This is a genomic window from Allobosea sp. MMO-172, from assembly GCF_037147855.1.
Taxonomy (GTDB): Bacteria; Pseudomonadota; Alphaproteobacteria; order Rhizobiales; family Beijerinckiaceae; genus Allobosea.
The window spans coordinates 155,122-182,016 of the sequence record NZ_JBBCUM010000004.1 but is presented as its reverse complement, the minus strand read 5'-3'; the positions used below and the strand labels follow the sequence as shown (position 1 = coordinate 182,016).

At 67.3% G+C, this 26,895-nt stretch carries 24 protein-coding genes; 10 read left to right on the top strand and 14 right to left on the bottom strand.

Annotated elements, in window-relative coordinates; all coding sequences use genetic code 11:
* Nucleotides 1–4: 4 nt before the first annotated feature.
* Together WFK61_RS08035 and phbB are read left to right on the top strand one after the other, a co-directional pair.
* Nucleotides 5–220, top strand: coding sequence for a DUF1737 domain-containing protein (locus WFK61_RS08035; RefSeq protein WP_291658038.1), 216 nt, complete (start codon nt 5–7; stop codon nt 218–220).
* Nucleotides 221–363: 143 nt separating this feature from the next.
* Nucleotides 364–1,089 (top strand): acetoacetyl-CoA reductase, encoded by a 726-nt coding sequence (gene phbB / locus WFK61_RS08030; protein ID WP_336811009.1) that lies wholly within the window; start codon nt 364–366, stop codon nt 1,087–1,089.
* Nucleotides 1,090–1,157: 68 nt separating this feature from the next.
* Here the strand turns inward: phbB and WFK61_RS08025 are convergent, their stop codons facing one another.
* Together WFK61_RS08025 and WFK61_RS08020 are read right to left on the bottom strand one after the other, a co-directional pair.
* Nucleotides 1,158–2,396: an MFS transporter gene (locus WFK61_RS08025; RefSeq protein ID WP_336811008.1), complete on the bottom strand. Its 1,239-nt coding sequence runs from the start codon at nt 2,394–2,396 to the stop codon at nt 1,158–1,160.
* A gap of 200 nt (nt 2,397–2,596) precedes the next feature.
* Nucleotides 2,597–3,799, bottom strand: a complete 1,203-nt coding sequence (locus WFK61_RS08020) for an MFS transporter (protein ID WP_336811007.1) — start codon at nt 3,797–3,799, stop codon at nt 2,597–2,599.
* A 169-nt stretch (nt 3,800–3,968) separates the two neighbouring features.
* On the opposite strand from WFK61_RS08020, the gene yddG reads away from it, so the two are divergent.
* The gene (gene yddG / locus WFK61_RS08015; protein WP_336811006.1) at nt 3,969–4,877 is read left to right on the top strand and encodes an aromatic amino acid exporter YddG; all 909 of its coding nucleotides are present in this window, start codon (nt 3,969–3,971) and stop codon (nt 4,875–4,877) included.
* A gap of 168 nt (nt 4,878–5,045) precedes the next feature.
* Here yddG and WFK61_RS08010 read toward each other — a convergent pair whose 3' ends face one another.
* The 4 genes from WFK61_RS08010 to argH form a co-directional block, all read right to left on the bottom strand.
* Nucleotides 5,046–7,778, bottom strand: coding sequence for a TIGR02302 family protein (locus WFK61_RS08010; protein WP_336811005.1), 2,733 nt, complete (start codon nt 7,776–7,778; stop codon nt 5,046–5,048).
* 224 nt (nt 7,779–8,002) lie between these two features.
* Nucleotides 8,003–9,292, bottom strand: a complete 1,290-nt coding sequence (gene lysA / locus WFK61_RS08005; protein ID WP_336811004.1) for a diaminopimelate decarboxylase — start codon at nt 9,290–9,292, stop codon at nt 8,003–8,005.
* Nucleotides 9,293–9,433: 141 nt separating this feature from the next.
* Nucleotides 9,434–9,697, bottom strand: a complete 264-nt coding sequence (gene lptM, locus WFK61_RS08000) for an LPS translocon maturation chaperone LptM (RefSeq protein WP_336811003.1) — start codon at nt 9,695–9,697, stop codon at nt 9,434–9,436.
* Nucleotides 9,698–9,885: 188 nt separating this feature from the next.
* Entirely contained in the window at nt 9,886–11,271 is a 1,386-nt protein-coding gene (gene argH, locus WFK61_RS07995) for an argininosuccinate lyase (protein ID WP_336811002.1), read from the bottom strand.
* Nucleotides 11,272–11,301: 30 nt separating this feature from the next.
* Between argH and tlpA the strand changes: the two genes are divergently transcribed.
* The 4 genes from tlpA (at nt 11,302) to WFK61_RS07975 (ending at nt 15,289) form a co-directional block, all read left to right on the top strand.
* Nucleotides 11,302–11,928, top strand: a complete 627-nt coding sequence (gene tlpA, locus WFK61_RS07990; RefSeq protein WP_336811001.1) for a thiol:disulfide interchange protein TlpA — start codon at nt 11,302–11,304, stop codon at nt 11,926–11,928.
* Between the two features lie 75 nt (nt 11,929–12,003).
* Complete coding sequence (locus WFK61_RS07985; protein WP_336811000.1) at nt 12,004–12,978, top strand: hypothetical protein; 975 nt, start codon at nt 12,004–12,006, stop codon at nt 12,976–12,978.
* 68 nt (nt 12,979–13,046) lie between these two features.
* The gene (locus WFK61_RS07980; RefSeq protein WP_336810999.1) at nt 13,047–14,777 is read left to right on the top strand and encodes a carbamoyltransferase family protein; all 1,731 of its coding nucleotides are present in this window, start codon (nt 13,047–13,049) and stop codon (nt 14,775–14,777) included.
* Between the two features lie 263 nt (nt 14,778–15,040).
* Nucleotides 15,041–15,289: a DUF1272 domain-containing protein gene (locus WFK61_RS07975; protein ID WP_336810998.1), complete on the top strand. Its 249-nt coding sequence runs from the start codon at nt 15,041–15,043 to the stop codon at nt 15,287–15,289.
* Nucleotides 15,290–15,334: 45 nt separating this feature from the next.
* On the opposite strand, the gene grxD is transcribed toward WFK61_RS07975, so the two are convergent.
* The 6 genes from grxD to WFK61_RS07945 all read right to left on the bottom strand — a co-directional run bounded on the left by grxD (nt 15,335) and on the right by WFK61_RS07945 (nt 20,576).
* Nucleotides 15,335–15,670, bottom strand: coding sequence for a Grx4 family monothiol glutaredoxin (grxD, locus tag WFK61_RS07970; protein ID WP_113585809.1), 336 nt, complete (start codon nt 15,668–15,670; stop codon nt 15,335–15,337).
* A gap of 47 nt (nt 15,671–15,717) precedes the next feature.
* On the bottom strand, nt 15,718–15,954 hold the full coding sequence (locus tag WFK61_RS07965; protein ID WP_061970071.1) for a BolA family protein: 237 nt from the start codon (nt 15,952–15,954) through the stop codon (nt 15,718–15,720).
* A 12-nt stretch (nt 15,955–15,966) separates the two neighbouring features.
* Nucleotides 15,967–18,177: a phosphoribosylformylglycinamidine synthase subunit PurL gene (purL, locus tag WFK61_RS07960; protein WP_336810997.1), complete on the bottom strand. Its 2,211-nt coding sequence runs from the start codon at nt 18,175–18,177 to the stop codon at nt 15,967–15,969.
* A gap of 95 nt (nt 18,178–18,272) precedes the next feature.
* A complete protein-coding gene (locus WFK61_RS07955) occupies nt 18,273–18,710 on the bottom strand; it encodes an acyl-CoA thioesterase (RefSeq protein WP_336810996.1) in 438 nt (145 codons plus the stop codon).
* On the bottom strand, nt 18,707–19,594 hold the full coding sequence (locus WFK61_RS07950) for a class I SAM-dependent methyltransferase (RefSeq protein ID WP_336810995.1): 888 nt from the start codon (nt 19,592–19,594) through the stop codon (nt 18,707–18,709). The genes WFK61_RS07955 and WFK61_RS07950 overlap by 4 nt, the downstream gene beginning before the upstream one ends.
* Nucleotides 19,595–19,697: 103 nt before the next feature.
* Nucleotides 19,698–20,576 (bottom strand): UTP--glucose-1-phosphate uridylyltransferase, encoded by an 879-nt coding sequence (locus WFK61_RS07945; RefSeq protein WP_336810994.1) that lies wholly within the window; start codon nt 20,574–20,576, stop codon nt 19,698–19,700.
* 171 nt (nt 20,577–20,747) lie between these two features.
* Between WFK61_RS07945 and galE the strand changes: the two genes are divergently transcribed.
* Complete coding sequence (gene galE / locus WFK61_RS07940) at nt 20,748–21,740, top strand: UDP-glucose 4-epimerase GalE (protein WP_336810993.1); 993 nt, start codon at nt 20,748–20,750, stop codon at nt 21,738–21,740.
* A 15-nt stretch (nt 21,741–21,755) separates the two neighbouring features.
* Here the strand turns inward: galE and rnk are convergent, their stop codons facing one another.
* The gene (gene rnk / locus WFK61_RS07935) at nt 21,756–22,166 is read right to left on the bottom strand and encodes a nucleoside diphosphate kinase regulator (RefSeq protein ID WP_336810992.1); all 411 of its coding nucleotides are present in this window, start codon (nt 22,164–22,166) and stop codon (nt 21,756–21,758) included.
* Between the two features lie 508 nt (nt 22,167–22,674).
* Here rnk and WFK61_RS07930 point away from each other — a divergent pair.
* Together WFK61_RS07930 and WFK61_RS07925 are read left to right on the top strand one after the other, a co-directional pair.
* Complete coding sequence (locus WFK61_RS07930; RefSeq protein ID WP_336810991.1) at nt 22,675–23,910, top strand: lytic murein transglycosylase; 1,236 nt, start codon at nt 22,675–22,677, stop codon at nt 23,908–23,910.
* A gap of 56 nt (nt 23,911–23,966) precedes the next feature.
* Nucleotides 23,967–25,172, top strand: a complete 1,206-nt coding sequence (locus tag WFK61_RS07925; RefSeq protein ID WP_336810990.1) for an SGNH/GDSL hydrolase family protein — start codon at nt 23,967–23,969, stop codon at nt 25,170–25,172.
* On the opposite strand, the gene WFK61_RS07920 is transcribed toward WFK61_RS07925, so the two are convergent.
* Complete coding sequence (locus WFK61_RS07920; protein WP_336810989.1) at nt 25,173–26,687, bottom strand: ABC-F family ATP-binding cassette domain-containing protein; 1,515 nt, start codon at nt 26,685–26,687, stop codon at nt 25,173–25,175.
* Nucleotides 26,688–26,895 lie beyond the last annotated feature (208 nt).

The following is a 26,895-nucleotide window of genomic DNA, read 5'->3' as shown; positions in this document are numbered from 1 at the left end:
GCTCATGGCGAAGCGTACCACGCTCTACCGCTATCTCACCGGCCCCGATGACGCTTCCTTCTGTCATCGGGTCAGCGAAGCGCTGAGCCTCGGCTGGTCGCTCTACGGCCAGCCCACCCTGACCTTCGACACGGTCCAGGGCCGTGTCATCTGTGGCCAGGCCATCATCAAGGACGTGGACGCGGATTACGCGCCCACCCTGAAACTGTCTGAACAATAACGGCGGCAAGCCGGAGCATCGGACCGAAAAGTGGAGTGCAGTTTTCGGGTCAATCCGATGCTGAAACAAAGAACTGGATCGCCAATTCGCGTCTGTAAGAACGCACAACGATCTGGACCGATCACGAAAAGGGAGACTGGCCTATGGCGAAGGTGGCATTGGTTACGGGGGGCTCGCGCGGTATCGGCGAGGCGATCTCGAAGGGTCTGAAGGCGGCCGGCTACAGCGTCGCCGCGAGCTATGCCGGCAATGACGAGGCCGCGGCCAAGTTCACCGCCGAGACCGGCATCAAGACCTATAAATGGGACGTTTCGGACTATGATTCCTGCGTCGCCGGCATCGCCAAGGTCGAGGCCGATCTCGGCCCGGTCGACATCCTGGTCAACAATGCCGGCATCACCCGCGACGGCATGTTCCACAAGATGACCAAGGATCAGTGGAACGCGGTGATCGGCACCAACCTGAACTCGCTCTTCAACATGACCCGCCCGGTCTGGGAAGGCATGCGCGCCCGCAAGTTCGGCCGCGTCATCTGCATCTCCTCGATCAACGGCCAGAAGGGCCAGATGGGCCAGGTGAACTACTCGGCCGCCAAGGCCGGCGATATCGGCTTCGTCAAGGCGCTGGCCCAGGAAGGCGCGCGCGCCGGCATCACCGTCAACGCGATCTGCCCCGGCTATATCGCGACCGAGATGGTTCGGGCGATCGACCCGGCCGTGATCGAGAAGTCGATCCTGCCGCATATCCCGGTCGGCCGCCTCGGCGAGCCCGAGGAGATCGCGCGCGCCGTGGTCTTCCTCGCCAGCGACGATGCCGGCTTCATCACCGGTTCGACCATCTCCGCCAATGGCGGCCAGTACATGGCCTGATCGGGCCACCATACCCATCGCGTATTTGGAACCGCCGCCTGGCAACGGGCGGCGGTTCTGCTTTCCGGTCAGGCCATGGCGGGGCGAGGCGAGCCGTCGGCCTCCGTCGCCTCGGGCGTCTGCGTGATCGCCGGATTGAGCGGGTCGATGACTTCGAACGGCCGCTCGACCTTGTCCGGCGCCTCGCGCATCCGCATGCGCAGGCCGGCGAAGCCCGCAAGCGCCAGGGCGATCGCCGCCATGAAATAGAGCAGCCCGTCGATGTCGAACCGCGCCATGATGCCAGCACCGACCAGAGGACCGAGCGCGGAGCCGAAGCCGCTGACCAGGATCAGGCGCCCGCTGACCGCGACCACCCGGTCGGCCGGCATCCGATCGAGCGCATGGGCGACGCAGACGGGATAGAGCGTCGACATGAAGCCGCCGAGCAGCGCCGCCACCGGCAGCACCGCGAGGAGCGAGCGCGGCATCGCCACCAGCAGAACCACGGCCGCCGCATAGCCGACCGCCAGCCCCGCCAGCACGAGGCGGCGGTCGTTACGATCGGACAGGCGCCCGACCGGCACCTGGAATGCGAGTCCGCCCAGCACCGCGACCAGCATGAACAGCGCGATCGTCTGCTGCGGCGCGCCGTTGCTGAGCATCCAGGCCGGCACCAGCGCGTAGAAGGCGCTGGTCACGATGCCGCTGACCACGCAACCGACGACGGAGATCGGCGCCTGTCGGGAGAGTTCACCATAGCGCAACTTCGCCTCGGGCTTGAGGCCAGGTGCTTCCGCCCGCGTCGTGCTGACCATGACCAGCGCCAGCGCGAAGAGCGCGATGACGACCTGGAACGCTCCCGCAGCCTGGATCGTGAGGCCTGCGACGGCGAGCTGGCCGATCGCCAGCGCCACGAAGGTTCCGACCATATAGGTCGAGAAGATACGGCCGCGCTGGTCCGGCATCGCCTTGGCGTTGAGCCAACTCTCGGTCGTCACGAAGAGCCCGACGCAGCCGATGCCGATCACCACCCGGCAGGCCGCCCAGACCAGCGCCGAGGTCCAGAGCGGCATCAGGGCGGTCGCGACCACCACCAGCCCGGCGAAGGCCGTATAGGCGCGGATATGGCCGACACGCTGGATCACCCCGCCGCTCGACACGGCACCGATGGTGAAGCCGACGAAATAGGCGCTGAGCACGATGCCGGTCGCGGCCGGGCCGAAATCCTCGAGCGTCAGCCGCAAGGACAGGAAGGTGTTGAAGAAGCCGTTCGCGAGCTGCACCAGGCTGGTCGCGGCGATCAGCGTTCCGATCTGAAGCAGCATCGGCCAATCCCTGTAGCATCGGACCGGAAAGCGGAATCCACTTTTCGGATAAATCCGATGCAATACCAACGAGATGGATCATCGTTGCCGCATCCGGCCGGACGCGCGATGATCCAGGCGGCGGCCGACCATGGTCGGCCCGATTGGTACAGGGCTAGCCGGCGAATGTGGGCTCAATGCGTCGAGCCCGCCCGGCAGGGTCAGTTCTGGCGGCCGCTCTTCGGCAGCAGGAAGGTCAAAAGGCCGAAGGCCGGCAGCCAGGCGCAGATCTTGAACACCTCGATGATGCCGATCTTGTCGGCGAGCAGGCCGATGCCCGCCGCTGCGACGCCACCGAGCCCGAAGGACAACCCGTAGAACAGGCCGCCGACGAGGCCGACCCGATGCGGCACGAGGTCGATCGCGTAGATCAGGATCGCCGAGAAGGCGCTCGACATGATGAAGGAGACGATGATGCTGAGCACGCCGGTCCAGAACAGGTCTGCATGAGGCAGCATCAGCGCGAAGGGCAGCGAGCCCAGGATCGACAGCCAGATCACTCGGTCGCGGCCGATCCGGTCGCCGATCATGCCGCCGACGATCACGCCGATGGCGCCGACCACCAGATAGAGGAACAGCATGATCTGCGAGAGCTGGATCTCGATGCCGAAGCGCTCGATCAGGTAGAAGGTATAATAGGAGGTGAAGGCGGCGGTGTAGCCGTTCTTCGAGATCAGCAGCATGACCAGCACCGCCATCGCCAGCAGCACGCGCCCGCGCGGCAGGCCGTGGCTCGCCGTCTCGTCCACATGCGTCGATGACGATTTCTGCTCGCGCCGCATCGCCGAATAGCGGGCGCCGAGCCAGCCCATCACCAGCATCGCGACCAGCACGACGCCGGAGAACCAGGACAGGCTCTCCTGCCCACGCGGCATCACCACCAGCGCCGCCAGCAGCGGGCCGACGGAATAACCGATATGGCCGCCGACCTGGAACACGCCCTGCGCCAGGCCCTGCTTGCCGGCCGCGGCATGGCGCGCCATCCGCGTCGCCTCCGGATGGAACACCGCCGAGCCCAGGCCGATCAGCCCCGCCCCGACCAGGACCATGGGGTAGCTATGGGCGAAGGAGAGCATCAGGAGCCCCGCCAGCGTCGCGCACATGCCCGCGACCATCGCGTAGGGCCAGGGCTTGCGATCCGTGACGAAGCCGAGCAGCGGCTGCAGCAGCGAGGAGGTCACCTGGAAGGCGAGCGTGATCAGGCCGATCTGCACGAAATCGAGCTGATAGTTCTCCTTGAACAGCGGATAGAGCGCCGGGATCATCGACTGGACGAGATCGTTCAGCAGATGCGCGACGCTGAGCGCTGCCAAGACCGGCATCAGCGGACGGCGGGTGACGGATTGCAGCGGGATCGTGGTCATAAATCAGGCAATGAGCCGCCTTGCGCGCGCGGTCAACGGGGCCGGGAGCATGACGCCCATGGCTGCAAGGCTGGGTTGCGGTGCAGCATCAGGCTCAGGCGCGGCCGACCCCATCGGCAAGCCCCCTGAAACCTGCTATCGCCGCGCGGACTTCGTTCCCGGCACCCTCATGACCGTCCGCACCGCGACCCTCATCGGCTTCTGCGCCATCCTGCTCTGGTCGACGCTCGCGCTGTTCACGGCGATGTCGGGCCGCGTCCCGCCCTTCCAGCTCGTCGCCATGACCTTCGTCATCGGCGGCCTGCTGATCCTTGCGATCACCGCTTTGCGCGGGCAGCTCTCGCGCATCCGCCCGACGCCGGCCTCCTTCGCGCTCGGGCTCTACGGGCCGTTCGGCGATACCGCGCTCTACTATGCCGCCGTGAAGACCGCGCCAGCGGCCGAGGCGAACCTGATCCACTATCTCTGGCCGCTCCTGATCGTGCTCTTCGCCGCGCTGCTGCCCGGCGGCGGCCTCAAGCCCCGCCATCTCGTCGGCGCGCTGATCGGGCTGGTGGCGACCGGCCTGCTGGTCTCGGGCGGCCTCGGCAGCGGCGGCGGGCTCGCGCTCGGCCATGTGCTGGCGGCGCTTGGCGCCTTCGTCTGGGCGAGCTATTCGGTGGCTTCGCGCCGCTTCGCCAATGTACCCTCGGAGAGCCTCTGCATGACCATGCTGGGCTGCGCCGTGCCGGCGCTCGCCTGCCATCTCGCCTTCGAGACCACGCTCTGGTCGCTGACCTCAATCGAATGGGGCGGCGTTCTCGGTCTCGGCCTCGGCTCGATCGGGCTCGCCTTCGTCGTCTGGGATATCGGCATGAAGCAGGGCGACGTCGCCCTGCTCGGCGTCGCCTCCTATGCCGCGCCGGTGCTCTCGACGCTGATCCTCGTGCTGTTCGGCTATGCCCCGGCGAGCTGGCTGCTCGCGGCCTCCTGCGCGCTCATCGTGGTCGGGGCGCTGGTGGCGAGCGGCGGCGGCTCCGCAGGTTCCAAGAAAGGGCGCGGGGAACCCCTCTCCCGAATGGGAGAGGGGCAGGGGTGAGGGAAGGCCGGAAAACCAGCTCGCTGCGGTCCTTAGCGCGGGCAGCCATCGGATAAGGCGTCCAACGGCCTACCCCTCACCCTGCCCTCTCCCTCCGGGAGAGGGTTCCCCGCGCCATTATTCGGCCCGGCACAGCGAGTTCAGCCAAAACGCTGACAGCAGCGCGGCTCAATTCCGCCGCAGCAGCCGCTCCAGATAGTCCAGCTCTTCCGCCGGCCTCAGGGGATCGCCGAGCCGCTTGCGCAGCTCCTCCAGGATGCGCCGCGCCCGCTGGGTCGCGCTCTCGTCGGCACCGGGCACCTTGACCCGGCCATCGGCCCAGTCGCGCTGGCGCTGCGGCCGGCCGAGCGGGTCTTCGCTGCCGCGCTGCTGCGCCGAAGGCCGGCCGGCCGGGCGGCCATCCGGCTCGCCATAGGCCTGCCCCTCGCCTTCGCCCTCGCCGGGCTGGCCCTGCATCTGCTGGGCGAGGTTCTGGCCGCCCTTGCGCAGGGCTTCGAGCGCACGGCCCTGTGCGTCGAGCGCGCCTTCGCCCTGCCCCTGGCCGAGCTGGCCTTCCGCCTCGCGCATCGCGTCCTCGGCCTCGTCGAGCTCGCCATTCTGCGGCGCGCCCATGCCGCGCATCCGGCGCTGCAGATCCTGCAGCCGTTCACGCAAGGCCTGCTGGCGCTGCGACAGGCCTTGGCCCTGACCCTGGCCGTTCTGGCCCTGCATGCCCTCGCCGCCTTCGCCGTCCTCACCCTGCTCGCCGGGCTGCTGCCCCGGCTGCTGACCGCGCTGGCCCTGTTGGCCACGCTGCCCCTGCTGGCCTTGTTGACCCTGCTGGCGCTGGCCGGGCCGCGCCTGCTGCTGGCCGGGCCGCTGGCCGCGCTGGGTCTGGCCCTGCCCCTGCTGGCGGCGCTGCTCGTTCTGATAGGTCTCGTCGCGCAGGTTCTGCTGGTCGCGCGTCATCCGGTCGAGATCGCCGAGCGCCTGGTTCATCTCGCGCTGACGCGGGTCCTGCTGGCCCGGGCGCGCCATCTGGAGATTGTTGAGCATCCGGTTGAGCTCTTCCATCAGGCGCTGCGCCTCGGCCATGTCGCCGCGCTTCGAAAGCTCCTCGATGCGGTCCAGCATGTTCTGCAGGTCGCGCGGCGTCACCGTGCGGAAATTCTCGGGCAGGCGGGCCTGATCGCGATCGCCGTTCTGCTGTTGCTGGCGCATCATCTGCTCGGCGAGCTGGCGCATGAAATTGTCCATGGCCCGGCGCATCTCGTCGGTGAGCTTCTTGATCTCCTCCTCGGAGGCGCCGCGCTCCAGCGCCTGCTGCAGGTTCTCCTGCGCCTGCCGGAGCGCCCGCTCGGCATCGGACATGTCGCCGTCCTCGAGCTGGAGCGCCATCGCCCACATCAGCTCGGCGACCTCGCGCAAGGCGTCGTCGCCGGCCGCGCGGCGCAGGCGCTCGCTCAGCATGCGCATGCCCAGATAGACGCCCGACTCCTTCATGAAGAGCGAGGGTTCGATCATCAGCGCATCCATGGCGAGCTGCACCTTGGAGCGGTCCTCGACATCCATGACGAGCTTGCGGCGCTGCTCGACCAGCGCCTTGGCCAGCGGCTTGGTGAAGGTGCGCTGCGGCAGCACGACCTCCAGCGGCTCACTGCGGCCCTCCTGCCCGGCCTCGTCCTTGGCGATCAGCACCATCCTGACCTTGGCGCCGGCCCAGGGATGAGCCGAAAAATCGACGGTGCTCTTGTTCTCCTCCTCGCCCGAAGCGGAGGACGGTACGGCAAGGTTCTGCTTCGGCGGCTCGACCAGCGAGCGCCCGCCCTTGGCCACGTCGGGACGCGAGACATTCACCTCGATCGAGGCGATGCCGTAATCGTCCCGGGCCTTGTAGGTGATGCCCAGACCGCCGGACTGCGCGCCCGTCACGGGCTTCGGCGGATCGGTAAGGGCGATGGTCGGCGGCTGGTCGGGGACCGAGGTGATGTTGAGCGTGGTGCCGGGTGCTCCACTGCCGGTGAGCTTCAGCGTGCCGTTGCCGGCGAGCGTGAAGCGCTTCTCCAGAACGGCCTGCTGCGGCCCGACTGGTTGGGCCGGCTTCGACTGACCGTCCTTGGCTTCGCCCTCCTTGGCCTCCGGCTTGATCAGGTCGAGGCGGCCGGTCGTGGCGACGTCCATGTTCGTCTTGCCGGCGATGCGCACGACGATGACCGATTTCTCGGGCGCGCTCAGGTTCGGGCTCGCCAGCTTGGCGAAATCGATCAGGATCGGCGGCAGGCGCGTATAGGCGGGCGGATCGATCCAGGCATCGATCCGGGTCGAGGCGGCGATCGCGGACGGCCCCTTCCAGTCGAAGGCGGCGGAAAGCCGCTGCGTGACCTCGGGCCCGGCGACGAAGAAACCGGTTATGGCGGCGAGCAGCGGCACGGCGCGCAACGCCCGCCGGTCATGAACGGCCATGCGCGGCTGCGGCGGCTGGACGCGTAGAGAGGCAACCTGCCGGCTCTGGCGTTCGACATGCAGCTTCCACAGGGCCTGCGAGACCGGATCGGCCGAGCCGATCGCGAGACTATCCTCCAGCGAGGACGCCGGGCGATGGCCATCGGCGAAGGAGCGGTCGAGCCGCGTCAGCGCATCGCGATGCGTCGGCAGGACGAGGCGGGCGACATGCCAGAGGCTGGCGGCAAAGGCGCCCGCGAAGGCGAGCACGCCGACGATCCGCCCATACCAGGGCAGATGCGTCCATAATCCGAACCAGGACAGGGCGAGGAAGGCGAGGACGACGCTAAGCGGCAGCCACAGCCGGGGCCACAGCCGCTCCCAGCCGAGCGACAGGCGCGAGGCCAGCGCGAGACGGCCGAGCCGCTGCCGGATGCCGTCGATCGTGTCGGGCGCCTTGCGGCGCTCTGCCTCGCTCATGCCATCCCTCCGGGCAGCCCCCATTTCCGTCTGAACTTGCCTGACTCAAGCAGGCTAGCACGGGAATGTGGCATTGCCAGCGCGAAGAGACGCCAACGCACAGCGCTCCGCCTTTCGTGAACGGACACCCGGTCCGTCATGCTCGGGCTTGACCCGAGCATCTCCGAAACCAGAGCGAACTGGTCATGAGATTCTCGGCTCAAGCCCGAGAATGACGCGCGAATTTACGCGAACCAGCCGGGCAGCTTGTCCGTGCCTATGAGCTCCTCATAGCTCTGGCGCGGCCGCGTCACGGCATACTGGTCGCCCTTGACCATGACCTCGGCGACCAGCAGGCGCTGGTTATAGGTCGAGGACATCGAGGCGCCGTAGGCGCCGGCCGTCATGAAGGCGATCAGGTCGTTCTGGCGCAGCTGCGGCAGCTTGCGCCCGGTCGTGAAGGTGTCGCCCGATTCGCAGATCGGCCCGACCACGTCATAGGCCAGCTCCGGCCCGCCGATCACCGGCTCAGTCACCGGCCAGATCTCGTGATAAGCCTCGTACATCGCCGGGCGGACGAGATCGTTCATCGCCGCGTCGACGACGAGAAACTGCTTGGTCGGGCGCGGATTGAGATGCAGCACCCGCGTCAGCAGAATGCCGGCATTGCCGACGATCAGGCGGCCGGGCTCGAAGCCGAGCTCGACATCGAGCCCCTTCGTCACCTTGGCGACCATCTCGGCATAGGCCTCGATCAGCCCCGGGCCGTAATCGAAGGTCTTCGGGATATCGTAGGGAATGCCGAGCCCGCCGCCGAGATCGAGCCGATCGACGCGGTGCCCCTCGCCCTTCAGGTCCCCGACCAGCGCGACCATCTTGGTATAGGCGGCCTCGAACGCGTCGATCTCGCCGATCTGACTGCCGATATGGACGGCAAGGCCCATGATCCGCACGCCCGGCATGTTGGCCGCGCGCGAATAGAGCCGGCCGACCTCCTCGAAGGAGACGCCGAACTTGTTCTCGGAGGACCCGGTCGTGATCTTGGCATGACCGCCGGCGCCGATATCCGGATTGACCCGGAACACCGCCTCCTGGCGCTTGCCGAGCGAGGCAGCGACCTTCGAGAGCAGATCGAGCTCGCTCTCGCTTTCGATATTGACCTGGTAGATGCCGGCCTCGACCGCGAAGCGCAGCTCCTGCTCGCTCTTGCCGACGCCGGAGAACACGATCTTCTCAGGCGGAATGCCGGCGGCGAGCGCCTTGCGCACCTCGCCTTCCGAGACCGTGTCGATGCCGGCGCCGAGCGCGCCCAGCGTCTTCAGCACGCCGAGATTGCCGTTCGCCTTCATGGCGTAGAAGACATGGGTCTTGCCGGCCGGCGCGGTCGTCTTCATCGCCGCCTCGAACAGCTTGTAATGCCGCTCGATCGTCGCGCTCGAATAGACATAGACCGGCGTGCCGACCTCGGCCGCGATGCGCTGGAGATCGACGCCCTCGGCATGGAGCGAGCCGTCGCGATAGGCGAAATGATGCATGGGATAAGCTCGCAGTTAGGCTAGGCAAGCGTCATTCCCGGGCGGGGCGAAGCGCAGACCCGAGAATCTCTTTCAGGAGATGCTCGGGTCAAGCCTGAGCATGACGGCGGTTCCGAAGGACCGATTCCGATCCGTTGAAGATCACATCAGGGGATCGAGGACGAAGGGCCGGTTCGGCACGGGGATCCTCTTGTCCGTCTTGACCGGCTTGGCCAGCACGGAAGCCGAGCCAAGCGAAGCGGGATCGTTCTCCTTGGCGCCGATCTGATCGTCCGGCAGGTCGATGGCGCCGGTCGCATTGGGCGGCGGCTCCAGCGGGCCCTTGCGCCCGCAGGCGCCGAGCGCAACGGCCAGCAGGCCGACGACCAGCAAGGTGCGGCCGAGTTTCAGGCGGGAATCAAGCACGAAAACGAACCCTCGGGGCGAAACGTGGCGGGACCTTAGCGGAGGATGCGGCGAAGCGCGAGCGCTTGTGACGGAGGGAGCCGTCATCCCGGACGCAGCGCAGCGGAGATCCGGGATCCATCGTAAAGCGCGGCGCCTTTCGATGGATCCCGGGGCAAGCCCGGGATGACGTAAGGTTCCGACGCGCCTCAGCCTTTCGCGAGCTGCTTCAGCCAGCGGCGCGCCTGCTTGCGGACATTGGCCGGGGCCGTGCCGCCATAGCTGACGCGGCTCTTGACCGACTGGTCGACGCCGAGCACGGCGAAGACGGCCTCGGTGATCTGCGGCTCCACCGCCTGCATCTCGGCGAGCGAGAGCTTCTCCAGCCCGACCTTCTTCTCAGAGGCGATGCCGACGAGACGGCCGGTGACGTGATGCGCGTCGCGGAACGGCATCTTCAGCACGCGCACCAGCCAGTCGGCGAGATCGGTCGCGGTGGCATAGCCGAGACCCGCGGCCTTCTTCATCACCTTCAGGTCGGGCTGCATGTCGCGGACCATGCCGGCGGTCGCGGCAAGGCAGAGCGACAGCGTCTGGAGCGCGTCGAACGTGCCTTCCTTGTCCTCCTGCATGTCCTTCGAATAGGTCAGCGGCAGGCCCTTCATCATGGTCAGGAGGCCCTGCAGCGCGCCGAAGACGCGCCCAGCCTTGCCGCGCACCAGCTCGGCCGCATCGGGGTTGCGCTTCTGCGGCATGATCGAGGAGCCTGTCGAGAAGGCGTCCGAGAGCCGCACGAAGCCGAATTGCGGCGTCGACCACAGCACGATCTCCTCGGCGAAGCGCGAGAGATGCATGGCGCAGATCGAGGCGGCCGAGAGCGTCTCCAGCACGAAATCGCGATCCGAGACCGAATCGAGCGAATTCGCCGTCGGCCGGTCGAAACCGAGCGCCTTCGCCGTCATGTGCCGGTCGATCGGGAAGGAGGTGCCGGCAAGCGCGGCGGCGCCGAGCGGGCATTCGTTGAGGCGGGCGCGGGCATCGCGGATGCGGCTACGGTCGCGGCCGAGCATCTCGACATAGGCGAGCAGGTGGTGGCCGAAGGTGACCGGCTGCGCCGACTGGAGATGGGTGAAGCCCGGCATCACGGCGCCGGCATAGGTGTCGGCCTTCTCGGCCATGGCAAGCTGGAGGTCGGCCATCTGGCCGTCGATCTCGTCGAGCGTGTCGCGCACCCAGAGCCGCATGTCGGTCGCGACCTGGTCGTTGCGCGAGCGGGCGGTGTGCAGCCGGCCCGCGGCGAGGCCGATCTTGTCCTTGAGGTTGGACTCGACGTTCATGTGGACGTCCTCGAGCGCCCGCGAGAACGTGAAGGCGCCGCTTTCGATCTCGCCCTCGACCTTTTTCAGGCCGGCGATGATCGTCGCGACATCCTCCTTGGTCAGGATGCCGGTCTCGGCCAGCATGGCCGCATGCGCCAGCGAACCGCGGATATCCTGGCGCCAGAGCTTCTGGTCGAAATCGATGGAGGCATTGATCTCCTCCATGATGGCGTCGGGACCTGTGGCGAAACGCCCACCCCACATGCGATTGCTCACGACGGTCTTTCCTGCTTTTGAGGACGAATAATGACGTCTGGAAAAAAGATCGGACTGGCCCTCGGGGTCGTGGCGGCGCTCGGCCTCGCTGGCATAGCCGCCTTCTACTCCGTCCGGGGCGATGCCGGCAACGGATCATGCAGCGCGGCACGCACGGCGGTCGCGCGCATGAAGCCGCTCGTGCAGGGCGAGATCGCGGCGGTCGAACTGCGCGCCAACCCGCAGCCGGCGCCAGCGCTCGGCTTCACCGGGCCGGACGGCCAGCCGACGACGCTGGCCGCGCTGAAAGGCAAGACGCTGCTGGTCAATCTCTGGGCGACCTGGTGCGCGCCCTGCCTGAAGGAGATGCCCTCGCTCGACGCACTCCATAAGGAGATGGGCGGGCCGGATTTCGCGGTCGTCGCGATCAATATCGACACGCGCAACCTCGACAAGCCGAAGACCTGGCTCGCCGATAACCGGATCACGGCCCTGCCCTTCTATGCCGATCCACAGGCTGCGACCTTCCAGGTCCTGCGCGCCGCGCACAAGGTCGAGGGCATGCCGGTCAGCCTGATCATCGACAAGGCAGGCTGCGAGCTCGGCATCATCCAGGGCCCGGCCGACTGGGCGAGCGCCGATGCCAAGGCCCTGATGAAGGCCGCCATCGGCCGCTGATTGACGGCTTTGAACCTCGCGGGCTTATTGCGCGACGGTAGGAGATTGCATCCGTCGCAGGCGAGGTCTTCAATCGTGAGTATATCCTTCTTCCGCGCAGCGCTTCTGCGCTGCCTCCTCGCCGTGTCTCTGCTGGGTGCCTGCCTCGGTATCGCTCAGGCCCAGGACCGCCAGGCGATCACCGGCACCACCGTCTCGCTCGTCCCGCTCGCCGGCTTCACGCCGGCGAAGACCTTCGCCGGGCTGGAAAGCGCGAGCACCAAGGCCTCGCTCCTCGTCGCCGAATTGCCGCCGCAGGCGCATGAGCAGCTCGCCCCGCTCTTCAAGGATATCGAAAAGGCCAAGACGAATTTCGCCCGCCAGAACATCACCGTCGACGACATCGAATCGATCGAGACCGGCGCCGGCCCCGCCCCACTGATCACCGGCAGCCAGGATGTGAACGGCACGAGCTACGACAAGTGGATGGTGCTGCTGAAGGGCGAGAAGACCGTGCTGATCACGGTCCAGTCGCCGGATGGTGCCGATCTCGACCCGGACGACATCGTCGCGATGCTGAAGACGGTCTCGCTCGGCGCCCCGCCCAGCATCGCCGAGAAGCTCAAGGCCCTGCCCTTCACGGTCACTGCCGCCGAACCGTTCCGCATCATCGATACGCTCGGCGGCGCCGGCGTGCTGATGACGGCCGGCCCGCTCGATGCCGACCCGTCGGGCACGCAGCCGATCATCGTCGTCGCCTACCAGCTTTCCGCGCCGATCCCGGCCGATAAGCTGGAGGCGAGCGCCGAGGCCCTGCTCAAGCAGACCAAGAATCTCGAAGCCGCCACGATCGCCAAGCGCGAGCGCGTCACCTTCGCCGGATCGCCCGGCGTGTTGCTGACCGGCACGGCCACGGATCGCGGCACCGAGAAGCGCTTCGCGCAATACATGGCGGTGGGCGCCGACGGGCGCTTCGTCCGCCTCGTCGCGATCGCCCCGGCCAGCGCCTACGACGCCATGAAGGGCGGCATCGAGAAGGTCGCGGCCAGCATCGCCTTTGCCGCGAAGTAAGCGCTCCCCGTCGCGCGCCATCGCCCAATTGGATTGGCTGATGGCGCCGACAAGGGTAAGGCAGGCGCATGACCTATACGATCGGCCTTGCCACCACCTTCCACGACCCCGCCATCGCGATCATCGGTCCCGATGGCGAGGTTCTCTTCGCGGAAGCGACTGAGCGCTATCTGCAATACAAGCGCGCGCCCAATTGCGAGCCGGATTCGGCGCCGCGCATGGAAGGGCTGCTGAAGCGCTACATCCCTGAGGGTGCCGAAGTCCGCATCGCCACGAGCTGGGGCGAGGATTTCACCGGCTTCCTCGACCAGATGGCCCGCGCCGGCTCCTTCACGCTGGACGCGCTGCTCAAGCTCTCGCCGGAACTCAACCGCTCGCTGGTGCCAGAGCGCACCGAGCGCGCGCTGATCGCCTCGCTGCATCTCGGCCAGCAGCGCGCCGGCATGGGCGTGCTGCTCGGGCTCGACCGCGCCTATGGCGAGGCCAATGTCACCGGCCTGAAGCGCTATGGCCACCATCTCAGCCACGCGGCCTATGCCTGCTGGTCCTCGCCCTTCGACAATGCCGCCTGCCTCGTCGTCGACGGCATGGGCGAGACCGGCGCCTCCGCCATTTTCGCGCTGGAGAACGGCAAGCTCCGCGAGGTGAAGCGCCATCGCGGCCGGGAATCGATCGGCTTCTATTTCGGGCTCGTCACCGACCTCGCCGGCTTCGACCAGGCCAAGGGCGAGGAATGGAAGATCATGGGGCTCGCCCCCTATGGCAAGACCGACCCCGAACTGATGGCTCTGCTGCGCAAGCTCTATCAGATAGAGGGCCACAAGCTCTCCTTCGCCAAGGCCGATGTGGTGCAGGCTGTCGCCGCCGAGATCCTGACAAAGCGCCCGGCGGACGCGCTGGATCAGGGCTGGGCCGATCTCGCCCGCTGCGGGCAGGACGTCTTCGCCGAGATGATGGAAGCGCTGCTGGCTGAGACCGCCGCACTCGTGCCGAGCGAGAACCTCGTCATGGCCGGCGGCTGCGCGCTGAACTCCTCCTTCAACGGCAAGATCGCCGGCCGCCACGGCTTCAGGACGGTCTTCGTGCCCTCGGCTCCGGCCGATGACGGCAACGCGATCGGCGCGGCCTGGCTCGCCCATGCCGAGGCGAACCCGGACTGGCGCGCGCCGAGGGGGCCGCTCACGCCCTATCTCGGCTCGACCGTCTCGACCGAGCCCTTCGAGCGCATGCAGCTCTGGGAGAAGCGCCTGCGCAAGCTCAGCGCCGGCGAGATCGCGCCGGTGACCGCCAAGCTCCTGACCGAGGGCAAGCTGATCGGCTGGGTGCAGGGCCGCGCCGAATTCGGCCCGCGTGCGCTCGGCAATCGCTCGATCATCGCCGATCCGCGCCCCGCCGACGCCAAGGACATCCTCAACGCCAAGGTGAAATACCGCGAGGCCTTCCGGCCCTTCGCCCCCTCGATCCTGGCCGAGCAGGCCGCCGACTGGTTCGAGAACTATCAGGATACGCCCTATATGGAGCGCACGCTGGTCTGGAAAGAAGCGGTGCGCCACCGCGTCCCGGCCGTGGTCCATGAGGACGCGACCGGGCGCCTCCAGAGCGTCACGGCCGAGCGCAACCCGCGCTATCACGCGCTGATTGAGGCCTTCCACGCGCTGACCGGCGTGCCGGTGATCCTCAACACCTCCTTCAACATCATGGGCAAGCCGATCCTGCACACGGCTGAGGACGCGATCCTGATGTTCTATACGAGCGGGCTCGACGCGCTGGTGATCGACGACTGGCTGCTGGTTAAGTAACGGGCGGCGTTCTGGCCTTCCCAAAAAAACACGCCGTCATCCCGGACGGAGCGAAGCGAAGATCCGGGATCCATTCCAGAGCCTTCATCGGCGAGGTTCCGGAATGGATCCCGGGTCTCCCTGCGGTCGCCCGGGATGACGGCGCCAAGGTTTGGAGATCGAAGGGAACTGATCCGCACCGTTGATAGGTCGGATCACGCGAAATCGCTGGTTTCGGCCCGGTTTGCGGTCATTCTTCCGGCCCACCGGAAGGAGACGACGCCATGCTGCAATTGCGCCCGAACTGCGAATGCTGCGACCGCGACCTGCCGCCGCAATCGCGCGACGCCCTGATCTGCACCTTCGAATGCACGTTTTGCGCGGACTGCGTCGAGACGCGCTTTGCCGGCACCTGCCCGAATTGCGGCGGCGATCTCGTGCGCCGACCGATCAGGCCGGAGCGGATGCTGGAGAAGTACCCGGCCTCGACGGAGCGCGTCCGCAAGCCGCACCCGCAATGCGTGGCGGCTTGAGGCAGGCGCTCAGGTCAGAAGACCGATCGAGAAACCGGCGAGCCCTTAGCTCGCCTGCTTCACCGCGATGCCCTTCTCTTCGAAGAGCTGCTGCAACTCGCCGGCCTGGAACATCTCGCGGGTGATGTCGCAGCCGCCAACGAACTCGCCCTTGACGTAGAGCTGCGGGATCGTCGGCCAGTTCGAATAGGCCTTGATGCCCTCGCGGATTTCCTGGTCCTCGAGCACGTTCACGCCCTTATAGGGCACGCCGATATAGCCGAGAATCTGCGCGACCTGGCCGGAGAAGCCGCACATCGGGAATTGCGGCGTACCCTTCATGAAGAGCACCACGTCGTTGTTCTTCACTTCCGCTTCGATGCGGGCATTGACGTCGGACATCGTCTCGTCTCCTGAAGCGGGTTCAAGGCCCGCCGGATGGCATTGTTCTAATCTTGGGGAACGCTGGTCGTCAGCGCAAGGGCGTGCAGCACGCCGCCCATATTCCCCTGGAGCGCGGCATAGACCATCTGGTGCTGCTGCACCCGGGTCTTGCCCTTGAAGGCGGCCGAGACGACGGTTGCGGCATAGTGGTCGCCGTCACCCGCCAGATCCTTGATCTCGATCGCCGCGTCCGGCAGCGCCGCCTTGATCATGCGCTCGATCTCGTGCGCGTCCATCGCCATGGGTCGAACTCCTCAGGCCGCCTTGCCGGCCATGTAGGACGGCAGCCAGTCTTCATGGATCTTGCGGAGATCGGCGATCGCCAGCGCAGGCTCGCCCGGCAGGGCAAGCGAGGCGCCGCCCGTCTTGCCGATCGCGAGCGCCGGCACGCCGGCAGCCTTCGCCGCCGCGATGGTCGCCTCGGCTGCGGCCACTGGCACGGTCAGGACATAGCGCGCCTGATCCTCGCCGAAGAGCGCGGCATGGGCGGGGCCGGCCGGCAGCGTCTCGATGGTGGCACCGATGCCCTTGGCCATCGCCATCTCGGCGAGCGCCACGGCCAGGCCGCCATCCGACAGGTCGTGGCAGGTCGTGACCTGGCCCGATGCAATCAGCCCGCGCACGAAATCGCCGTTGCGGCGCTCGATCGCGAGATCGACCGGCGGCGGGGCGCCCTCCTCGCGGCCGCAGACAGTCGCGAGATAGGCGCTCTGGCCGAGCCAGCCGGCGGTCTCGCCGATCAGGACGATCGTCTCGCCCTCGGCCTTGAAGGCGACGGTCGCGTGCCTGGTGACGTCAGCCATGACGCCGACGCCGCCGATGGTCGGGGTCGGCAGGATCGAGATGCCGTTGGTCTCGTTGTAGAGCGAGACGTTGCCGGAAACGACCGGGAAGTCGAGAACCTTGCAGGCCTCGCCGATCCCACGGATGCAGCCGACGAACTGGCCCATGACTTCCGGCTTCTCGGGATTGCCGAAATTCAGGTTGTCGGTGATGGCGAGCGGCGTCGCGCCCGTGGCGGTCAGGTTGCGCCAGGCTTCCGCCACCGCCTGCTTGCCGCCCTCGAAGGGATCGGCCTCGCAATAGCGCGGCGTCACGTCGGCGGTCATGGCGAGGCCCCGCGGCCCGTCCTCGATGCGGATCACGCCGGCATCGCCGCCCGGCGTCACCGCCGAATTGCCGAGGATCAGCGTGTCGTACTGCTCCCAGATCCAGCGCTTGGAGGAGAGGTCCGGCGAACCGATCAGCTTCCTCAGCGCCTCGGCATTGCCGCAAGGCGGCGTCACGGTCTCGGCCGCGATGCGCTGCTGCGGCGCGGTCTCGATCCACGGCCGGTCGTATTCCGGAGCCTCGTCGCCGAGTTCCTTGATCGGCAGGTCGGCCATGACCTCGCCCTGGTGCTTGATGACGAAGCGCAGCGTGTCGGTGGTGTGGCCGATGACGGCGAAGTCCAGGCCCCACTTCTTGAAGATCGCCTCGGCGGCGTCCTCATGGCCGGGCTTGATCACCATGAGCATGCGCTCCTGGCTCTCCGACAGCATCATCTCATAGGCGCTCATGCCCTCCTCGCGGCAGGGCACCTTGTCGAGATCGAGCTCGACACCGAGATCGCCCTTGGCGCCCATCTCGACGGCGGAGCAGGTCAGGCCGGCGGCCCCCATGTCCTGGATCGCGTCGACATGGCCGGCGGCCATGATCTCGAGACAGGCTTCGAGCAGCAGCTTCTCGGCGAAGGGGTCGCCGACCTGCACGGTCGGACGCTTCTCCTCCGACTTGTCGTCGAACTCGGCCGAGGCCATGGTCGCGCCGTGGATGCCGTCGCGGCCGGTCTTGGATCCCAGATAGACGATCGCCTTACCGACGCCGGAGGCCTTGGCGTAGAAGATCTCGTCGGCCTTGGCGATGCCGACCGCCATGGCGTTGACGAGGATATTGCCGTCATAGCGCGTATGGAAACCGGTGGCGCCGCCGACATTCGGCACGCCGAAGGAATTGCCGTAACCGCCGATGCCGGCGACGACGCCGGAAACGAGATGGCGGGTCTTCGGATGCGCCGGATCGCCGAAGCGCAACGCGTCGAGCACCGCGATCGGGCGCGCGCCCATCGTGAAGACGTCGCGCAGGATGCCGCCGACACCGGTCGTCGCGCCCTGATAGGGCTCGATGAAGGACGGGTGGTTGTGGCTCTCCATCTTGAAGACGATCGCCGTGCCCTCGCCGATATCGATGACGCCGGCATTCTCGCCCGGGCCCTGGATGACCCAGGGCGCCTTGGTCGGCAGCGTCTTGAGATGGATCTTCGACGACTTGTAGGAGCAGTGCTCGTTCCACATCGCCGAGACGATGCCGAGCTCCGTGATCGTCGGCTCGCGGCCGATCAGATGCAGGAAGCGCTGGTACTCGTCCGGCTTCAGGCCGTGCTCGGCGACGAGCTGCGGGGTGATCTTGATGTCGTTCGGAATCACGGGCTCAGGGTTCCTGACGGTCCGGCGATAGGGGTTGGCAGGGGCATAGCCTGCCTCGGCCCGCGAGACAACATTCCCCGACGCAGACGCCGCTTTCAGCTCTGGATGGCCGCCAACGCGCCCCTGAGCGGCGCCGGGATCGGCACCGGCTTCTGGCTCGCGCGCTCGACATAGACATGGGTGAAGCGCCCTTGTGCCGCCGCCTGCGTGCCGCCCTGCCGGAAGATGCCGATGCGATAGGTCACCGAGCTGCTGCCGAGGCGCTCGACCGCGATTCCCGCCTCCACCGTTTCGGGGAAGGCGACGCTCTCGAAATAGGTGCAGCCGGTCTCGACCACGAGCCCGACGACATCGCTGCCGGCGAGGTCGAGGAAGCCGCCCTCGATCAGCCAGGCATTCACCGCCGTGTCGAACCAGCCATAATAGACGACATTATTGACATGGCCGTAGGCGTCATTGTCGTGCCAGCGCGTCGGAATGGCGCGGAAGACGCGGAAATCGGCGCGGGTCAGGCGCGGCTGGCGTTCGCTCATTCCGCGCCTCCCGGCGTCTCAACCGCCTTGATCTCCGGCACGCCGAGCGCATCGGCGAGCCGCGCCTTGGCCGAGCCCGGCTTCAACGGTTTCTGCTGGCTCTCATGCGGCGCCCAACCGGAAACCCAGACGAATTCGAAGGTCGCGGGCAGGCGGCCATCGGGATCGGCGAAGCGCTCGGCATAGATCGCCGCCGCGCGCAGCAAGGTCTCGCGCCGCGATGGCGTCTTGCGCCGGGCGATGAGCGCATTGGCCCAGCCCATGGCACGCAGATCGCGGAACAGCCCGAAGGCGTCGCGATAACGCACCGTGACGAGTTCGCTGTCGATGACCGGCAACGCGAAACCGGCACGCTGCAGCAATCCGCCGAGATCGCGCAGATCGGCGAAGGGCGCGACGCGCGGGCTGACTCCGCCCATCGTCTCGCTCTCGGCTTCGAGCAATGCCTGCCTGAGTTCCTGCAAGCTCCGGCCACCGAGCAGGCAGCCCATGAACAGCCCGTCGGGCCTGAGCGCCCGCTTGATCTGGATCAGCGCGCCCGGCAGGTCGTTGACGCCGTGCAGCGCCAGCAGCGAGACGGCAAGATCGAGCGAGCTGGCGGCGAAGGGCAGGCTTTCGAGATCGCCGACGAGATCGGCCGGAGTGCCCGCGGCTTCCGCCATGCGCAGAAGCCGCCCGGCCCGGCCCGCCAGGATCGGCGCAACGACGGGCAAGGCCGTGCCGAGATCGGCCGCGACCGCAAACTCGCGCAGCACCGCGCCAAGCCGGTCCTCCAGGTCATCCGCCGCGCGTTGCAGCAGGAAATCCGGGTAGTCGCCGGCAAGCGCGCGCTTCAGCCGGGAACGGCCGAGCGCCCGGTCGAAGACGAGGCTCTGGTCACTCAACTTTGCACCGTCAGCAAGACGCAAGCCCTCACCCGTGAAGGCGCCATTCCTAATCGGAATGACGCCGCAGGACGAGGGCTGAGTTGATCGGGCCGTGCGCGCCTCAGCGATCGAGCAGCTTTTCGATTTCCGCGCGCAATTGCGGGCCGAGATCGCTGCGGTCGAGCGCATAGGCGACGTTCGCCGCGAGGAAGCCGATCTTCGAGCCGGCGTCATAGATCTCGCCGTCGAAGCGCACCGCGAAGAACGGCTCCAGATGCGACAGGGCGATCATCGAATCGGTGAGCTGGATCTCGCCGCCCGCGCCCTTTTCCTGATTGGCGAGCAGGTTGAAGATCGTCGGCTGCAGAATGTAGCGACCGGAAATGTGCAGGTTCGACGGGGCCGTGCCTTTCGGCGGCTTCTCGACCATGCCGGTGATCTTCGAGACCTTGGCCTTGGCGTCCTCGACGCCGACGATACCGTATTGATGCGTCTGGTCGTCCGGCACGGGCGCGACGGCGATATGGTTGCCGCCGTGCTGGTCATAGGCATCGATCATCTCGGCAAGGCAGCCCTTGCCCGCGCTGTAGTGCAGCATGTCCGGCAGCAGCAGCGCGAAGGGCTCCTCGCCGACGAGCTCTCGCGCGCACCAGACGGCGTGGCCGAGGCCGAGCGGCGCCTGCTGGCGGGTGAAGCTCGTCGCGCCGGCGGCCGGTAGGTCATGCTTCAGCGCCTCCAGCTCCTTCACCTTGTTGCGCTTGGCCAGCGTGTCGTCGAGCTCGTAGGCCATGTCGAAATGGTCCTCGATCACCGCCTTGTTGCGGCCGGTGACGAAGATGAAATGCTCGATGCCGGCGGCACGCGCCTCGTCCACGACATGCTGCACGACCGGGCGGTCGACGATGGTGAGCATCTCCTTCGGCACCGCTTTCGTCGCGGGCAGGAAGCGGGTGCCGAGGCCGGCAACGGGAAGAACGGCCTTGCGGATGCGTTTCGTCATGAAAAATCCATTGGGCGCGATAGCCTTGCCGAAGCCAGGCGATGGTGGGAATGGCCGTACAACTGTCACGGTTGCCGGCCATCAGGCAGTATTAGCTGACAGGCCTTGAGAAGCCGTCAACGGTTTTTCGATAGGTCCGGTTCCTGACGAAGATGAGGCGAGAGAGAGACGATGGCGGTATTGGTTTCCGGCGGCGCCGGCTACATCGGCAGCCACATGGTGCTGGAATTGCTGGATCGCGGCGAGAAGGTCGTGGTTCTCGACAATCTTTCGACCGGTTTCTGGTGGGCGGTGCCGCCCGAGGTGACCTTCGTGCAGGGCGACATCGGCGACCAGCAGCTGGTCGAGGCGCTGATCGCCGAGCATGGCGTGACGGAGCTGGCGCATTTCGCGGCCCGGATCGTGGTGCCTGAATCGGTCAGCGATCCCCTGGGCTATTATCTCAACAATACCGTGAAGACGCGCGCGCTGATCGAGAGCGCCGTGCGCGCCGGCGTGAAGCACGTCATCTTCTCATCGACCGCGGCGGTCTATGGCGAGCCGCCGGTCTCGCCCGTGCCGGAGGAGATCGCCCTCAACCCGATCAACCCCTATGGCCGCTCCAAGCTGATGAGCGAATGGATGCTGCAGGACGCGGCCAAGGCCCATGGCTTCAGTTATATCGCGCTGCGCTACTTCAACGTTTCCGGCGCCGATCCGAAGGGCCGTTCCGGCCAGTCCTCGCCGAACGCCACCCATCTCATCAAGGTCGCGAGCCAGGCCGCGCTCGGCCAGCGCGACGGCCTGACCGTCTTCGGCACCGATTACGCGACGCCGGACGGCACCTGCGTGCGCGACTATATCCACGTCACCGATCTCGCCCGCGCGCATCTCGCCGCGCTCGACCACCTGCGTGGCGGCGGCGAGAGCCTGACGCTGAACTGCGGCTATGGCCGCGGCTATTCGGTGAAGGAGGTCGTCGAGGTCGTGAAGAAGGTCTCCGGCGTCGATTTCCCGGTGACGCTGGCGGAGCGCCGGGCCGGCGACCCGGCTTCGCTGATCGCCCGCGCCGACCGCATCCGCGCCGAGCTCGGCTGGCGGCCCGAGCATGACGATCTCGAGGAGATCGTTGGCCAGGCGCTTGCCTGGGAGGAGAAGCTCAGGACGAAGAACGCTTCGGCCTGAGCTTTCAGATCGTTGTCAGGGCGCAGCCGGCTCCTCGGCCGGCTCGCGCACTTCGAGCACCGTCAGGCGCTTCACGTCGCCCGAGCGCGTCGTCCAGTCGATCGAACGCTCGGCGGCCATGCCGATCAACGCGACGCCGATCGGCGTCATCACCGAGATGCGGTTCCGCTCGATATCGGCATGCTCAGGCCAGACCAGCGTGATGGTGCTTTCACGCTTGGTGGTTTCGTCGCGATAGACGATCTGGCTGCCGATCCGGACATGGTCGTGCGAGACCCGGCCTTCCGGCAGGATACGGGCCCGGTCGAGCTCATGGGTCAGCTCGGCGGCGAGCTCGGGCATGGTGTTGGCCGCGCCGGCCGCGATGCGGCTCAGCATGGCATGGTCCGCGGCCGTGACGGTGATGGCGGGACGCCTGGCAGTCATGGGAACAGTCTTTCGTGGAAAAGGCGAGCGCCCGCCGGCGGACAAAAACCGCGCGGCATCAAAAGGTCGAACTCGCAGGGAAATTGAGGAGATGAAGCGCCCCCGAACCGGTGGCGCGACGCGCGACAGGCCCGGGGCTAGAAGCCCGCGATGAGGTTGCCCGAGCGGTGCAGACCGCGGCGGAAAGGGGACGCGCTATTCATCGGCCGAGAATCTGACAATCCCCGAAGCTTGTCAAATCACGAACCTGTCTTGCGGAACGAGGGCGGCTCGGATTGCCACTACCGTCATTCCGGGCAAGCGAAGCGCAGACCCGGAATCCATCATAGGATGCCACGCTCTACGAAGGATCCCGGATCGGCGCCGCTTCACGGCTTGTCCGGGATGACGCGGCAAAAGAGCATCCGCCTCGCTCGAACGGACCTTCCCTCGCTTCCATTTTAACCCTTGGTTAATCTTGTTCGGGCGCTGTGAAGATGTTTCCATCCAGCATTCGCCGGGAGTGTCCATGCGCCTGTCCGTCATCGCAGCCTCAGTCCTGATCAGCCTGGCACCGGCGCTGGCCCAGACCACCGGCTCGATCAACGCGTCCGGCGCCCATGCCCGCAGTAATGCGCAGGCGACCCCGGCGAGCGCGTCCTTCGACGTCTTCGTGCAGCGGCTCTGGCCGCAGGCGCAGGCGCGTGGCATCTCCCGCGCAACCTTCGACCTCGCCTTCCGCGGCGTGACGCCGGATGCCTCGATCGTCGCCCTGACCAAGAAGCAGTCCGAGTTCAGCGCCCCGATCTGGAACTACCTGGAGAACGCCGTCGGCGGCTCCCGTATCCAGCGCGGGCGCGAGGCCGCGGCCGAGAACGCCTCCGTGCTCGCCCAGGTCGAGGCGCGCTACGGCGTGCCCAAGGAGGTCGTCCTCGGCGTCTGGGGCATGGAAACCAATTACGGCTCGTTCAAGGGCAGCAAGGACGTCATCCGCTCGCTGGCGACGCTGGCCTCGATCCGCTATCGCGGCGATTTCTTCCGCGACGAATTGCTGACCGCGCTGGAGCTGATCGAGAAGGGCCATGTCGAGCGCAGCGAGCTGAAGGGCTCCTGGGCCGGCGCCATGGGCCATACCCAGTTCATGCCGTCGAGCTACATGAAATACGCGGTCGACTGGACTGGCGACGGCCATGCCGACATCTGGACCTCGTCGAGCGACGCGATCGCCTCCACCGCCAATTACCTCAAGGGCTATGGCTGGGTGCCCGGCCTGCCCTGGGGCATGGAAGTGACGCTTCCGCAGGGCTTCGACCACCGCCTCGACAAGGCGAGCTTCTCCAGCTTCTCCTCCGCGGGCGTGCGCCGCGCCGACGGTGGCCGCCTGCCCTCCTCCGGCGAAGGCCGCCTGTTCTACCCGGCCGGCCATACCGGCCCGGTGATGCTGCTCACCGCCAATTTCGACGTTATCAAGAAATACAATTCGTCGGACGCCTATGCGATGGCCGTCGGCCATCTCGGCGACCGCATCGCCGGGCGCGCCGCCATCCAGGGCAACTGGCCGACCAAGGCGCCGCGCCTCGACATGGCCGCCACCCGCGACCTTCAGAACCGCCTGAAGGCGCTCGGCCTCTACAACCACGACGCCGATGGCCGCATCGGCACCGGCACGCGCGAGGCCGTCCGCCGCTACCAGATCAGCGCCGGCGAGATCGCCGACGGCTACCCGACCCCGGCGCTTCTGACCAAGCTGCGCGGCAAGCGCTGACTCCGGGCCCGCGAGGGCCTATACTGGAAGGCGAAGGGTAACCGCCGGATCGGCCGATGCGCCTGCGTTCGCTTGCCATGGTTCTGGGTGCCGCCTGCCTGCTCCTCCTGACGGGCGGGCCGGTATCCCTCGCCCAGCAGCAGCCGCAACAGCAGCGCAGCCTGTTCCAGATGTTCTGGCAGATACCGGCGCAGCCACGGACGGCGACGCCGCAGCCGCGCCAGCGCGTCGCGCCCGTTGCCCGCCGCCGCGATGCGCCCGTCGTCGTCCGCGACGATCCGGTCATTCCCAAGGTCGATGTCAGCAGCCATGTCCTCGTCATGGGGGATTCGCTCGCGAACCTCCTTGCGAACGGGCTGGACGACGCCCTCAACAACCGCCCGGATGTCGAGGTGATCCACCGGGCCAAGCCCGATTCCGGCCTGGTCCGCAGCGATTTCTACGATTGGCCGAAAGCCGCCTCCGAACTCCTCGCCAGCGATCAGAAGATCAGCATCGGCGTGATCCTGCTCGGCCTCAACGACCGCCAGCCACTGCGCGAGGGCGACACGGTCCATGAGCCCCTGAGCCCGCGCTGGCTCGAACTCTACCGCGACCGGGTCGACGCCATCGCCAATGCCTTTGCCGGCAAGCGCGTACCCTTGATCTGGGTCGGCGCGCCGCCGATGCAGAACGGGCGGCTCTCGGCCGACATGATCACCTTCAACGATCTCTATCGCCAGCGCGTCGAGAAGGCCGGCGGGCAATATGTCGATCTCTGGGGCGGCTTCGTCGATGCCGAGAACCGCTATGCCGCGACCGGCCCGGACGTCTCCGGCCAGCCGGTGCGCCTGCGCCTCGGCGACGGCATCCATTTTACTGCCGCCGGCGCCCGCAAGGCCGCGCATTTCGTCGATCTCGTCATCCGCCGCATGATCGAGGCGGCGCCGCAGAACAGCGTCATCGCGCTGCCCGTCTCGCCCGATACCGGAGCGCCGAGCGCCCTTGAGCTTCAGCCCGGCGGCGTCGAGCGCCTGATCGACCAGATGGTCGCCGGCGTGCCGACGATCGGGCTGCCGGCCGCCCTGCAGGCCCGCCCGCTCGCCGGGCCGATCCAACCCCTCACCGGACAGGCGGCGCTCTCCGAACAGCCCCTGCTCGCCTCGATCACCGAGGCGCGCGGGCGCGGCGACGCCGCCCTCCAGCTCGAACGCGTCTTCGGCCAGGGCATTGCGCCGGACCCGGTCTCGGGCCGGCTCGACGATTACCGCTGGCCGCGCTGATCACCCCGCCATCAGCCGGTCGAAGACCGGATCGGGATCGTCGACCTCGACCAGCTTCTTGGCCGTGATCACCCAGATTCGTGTCGCCACCGCCCGCACGAAGGCACGGTCATGGCTGACGAGCAGGCAGGCCGTTTCCTGCTTGATCAGCTCGGCCTCCAGCATGTCCTGCCCCTCGATATCGAGATGGTTGGTCGGCTCGTCCAGCAGGTAGAAATTCGGCTCGGCCAAACGCAGCAGCAGCATCGCGAGCCGGGCCCGCTGCCCGCCCGAGAGACGCGCTATCGGCGCGGTCTGCGCCTCGCTCGCAATCCCGGCGCCGGCCAGCACGGTGCGCGCGGTCTGGTCGCCGAGATCGCTGGAGCGCTTCACCGCGTCCCAGGGCGTGCGCCAGGCATCGAGCTGCGTGAGGCCCTGATCGGAATAGCCGGCCTTCAGGGTCGCCGCGCCGCGGATCTCCGGGTCGGAACCGTCCAGCGCCGCCCGCAGCCGCTTGACGAAGCGCGTCTTGCCGCTGCCATTGGCCCCGAGCAGCGCGATCCGGTCGCCCTTCTCGATCCAGAGAGGACCGGTCCGGAAGAGTTGGCGCCCGTCCGGCGTCGCTATCGTCGCTTCCTTGATCGAGACCAGCGCCTTGGCATGGGTGCCGCTGCTGACGAGCCGGATCGTCCCGGCCGAGCGCTCCTTGTGCCCGGGCTTGGCCCGCTCCTCCAGCTTGTCGGCGCGCTCGGAGAGCTGCTTGGTCTTGACCACCAGCAGGTCCGAGCCGGAATTGATGCCGATATTCTTCAGCTTCGCCGCCTGCTGCCGCAACGCCCGAACCTTGCGCATCTCGTTTTCGAACTGCCGGTCCCGCGCAGCGTCGCGCTCCTCCAGCGCCTGCAGCGCCCGCGAATAGGGCAAGGCGAAATCGGCGCTCTCCGCCGGGCGCAGGAACAGGGTGCGCGTGCTGACATCGTCGAGGAAGGCACGATCATGGCTCGCCGCAACCACGGCGCAGTCGCGCGGCAGACTGGCGAGGAAGCGCTCCAGCAGGCCGATCCGTTCGAGATCGAGATGGTTGGTCGGCTCGTCCAGCAGCAGCAGATCGGGCTCGATCACGACAGCCCGCGCCAACAGCATCGTGCGCTGCCAGCCGCCGGAGAGGCTGCCGACAGGCCGGCTGCGCAGACCCTCCTCGACCATGAGATCGTCGAGCAGCACATCGACGCGCCAGCTTTCGGTCTCGGCGGTCTCAGGATCGAGCGCATCGCGCACGGCGTCGTAGAGGCTCAGCGGCAGCAGGCGTTCGGGCGGGTCCTGCGGCGCGAAGGCGGTGATGAGGCCGCGCGACCGGGTCAACGCTCCCCCGCTCGCCTCCTCGCTGCCGGCCAGGATGCGAAGCAGCGAGGATTTGCCGCGCCCATTGGCGGCGACGAGGCCGAGGCGGTCGCCCTTGGCGATGGCGAGGTCGAGACCGGCGAAGAGCGGCGCGCTGCGCGCGAGCGAGAGGTCTTTCAGGGTGATCAGGGACATCGGAATCTCATGAAGTCAGGCATGCGCGCGGAAACGCGCCGAGTAAGGCTGACGATGAGACGACGATGCGTTCCCGGTCAGCCCCGCGAGATGAAGCGCGGGGCGCAGACAGGTCCGCGGGTGCGGCAATGGAAGCAGCGGCGCGGCGCCTGCTTCCCCTTCTGGTTCGATTCCATGGCGGCGATCATAGTCGAGCCGAAGCGATTGA

Bases quoted from the DNA above. Each gene is read 5' to 3' on its own strand.
- galE (WP_336810993.1), top strand. From the start codon at position 20,748: ATGGCGGTATTGGTTTCCGGCGGCGCCGGCTACATCGGCAGCCACATG.
- WFK61_RS07925 (WP_336810990.1), top strand. From the start codon at position 23,967: ATGCGCCTGCGTTCGCTTGCCATGGTTCTGGGTGCCGCCTGCCTGCTC.
- rnk (WP_336810992.1), bottom strand. From the start codon at position 22,166: ATGACTGCCAGGCGTCCCGCCATCACCGTCACGGCCGCGGACCATGCC.
- yddG (WP_336811006.1), top strand. From the start codon at position 3,969: ATGACCGTCCGCACCGCGACCCTCATCGGCTTCTGCGCCATCCTGCTC.
- WFK61_RS07965 (WP_061970071.1), bottom strand. From the start codon at position 15,954: ATGGCGATGGACGCGCACGAGATCGAGCGCATGATCAAGGCGGCGCTG.
- WFK61_RS07930 (WP_336810991.1), top strand. From the start codon at position 22,675: ATGCGCCTGTCCGTCATCGCAGCCTCAGTCCTGATCAGCCTGGCACCG.
- WFK61_RS08035 (WP_291658038.1), top strand. From the start codon at position 5: ATGGCGAAGCGTACCACGCTCTACCGCTATCTCACCGGCCCCGATGAC.
- WFK61_RS07920 (WP_336810989.1), bottom strand. From the start codon at position 26,687: ATGTCCCTGATCACCCTGAAAGACCTCTCGCTCGCGCGCAGCGCGCCG.
- lysA (WP_336811004.1), bottom strand. From the start codon at position 9,292: ATGCATCATTTCGCCTATCGCGACGGCTCGCTCCATGCCGAGGGCGTC.
- tlpA (WP_336811001.1), top strand. From the start codon at position 11,302: ATGACGTCTGGAAAAAAGATCGGACTGGCCCTCGGGGTCGTGGCGGCG.
- grxD (WP_113585809.1), bottom strand. From the start codon at position 15,670: ATGTCCGACGTCAATGCCCGCATCGAAGCGGAAGTGAAGAACAACGAC.
- WFK61_RS07975 (WP_336810998.1), top strand. From the start codon at position 15,041: ATGCTGCAATTGCGCCCGAACTGCGAATGCTGCGACCGCGACCTGCCG.
- WFK61_RS07980 (WP_336810999.1), top strand. From the start codon at position 13,047: ATGACCTATACGATCGGCCTTGCCACCACCTTCCACGACCCCGCCATC.
- WFK61_RS07955 (WP_336810996.1), bottom strand. From the start codon at position 18,710: ATGAGCGAACGCCAGCCGCGCCTGACCCGCGCCGATTTCCGCGTCTTC.
- WFK61_RS08025 (WP_336811008.1), bottom strand. From the start codon at position 2,396: ATGCTGCTTCAGATCGGAACGCTGATCGCCGCGACCAGCCTGGTGCAG.
- WFK61_RS07945 (WP_336810994.1), bottom strand. From the start codon at position 20,576: ATGACGAAACGCATCCGCAAGGCCGTTCTTCCCGTTGCCGGCCTCGGC.
- WFK61_RS08010 (WP_336811005.1), bottom strand. From the start codon at position 7,778: ATGAGCGAGGCAGAGCGCCGCAAGGCGCCCGACACGATCGACGGCATC.
- phbB (WP_336811009.1), top strand. From the start codon at position 364: ATGGCGAAGGTGGCATTGGTTACGGGGGGCTCGCGCGGTATCGGCGAG.
- WFK61_RS08020 (WP_336811007.1), bottom strand. From the start codon at position 3,799: ATGACCACGATCCCGCTGCAATCCGTCACCCGCCGTCCGCTGATGCCG.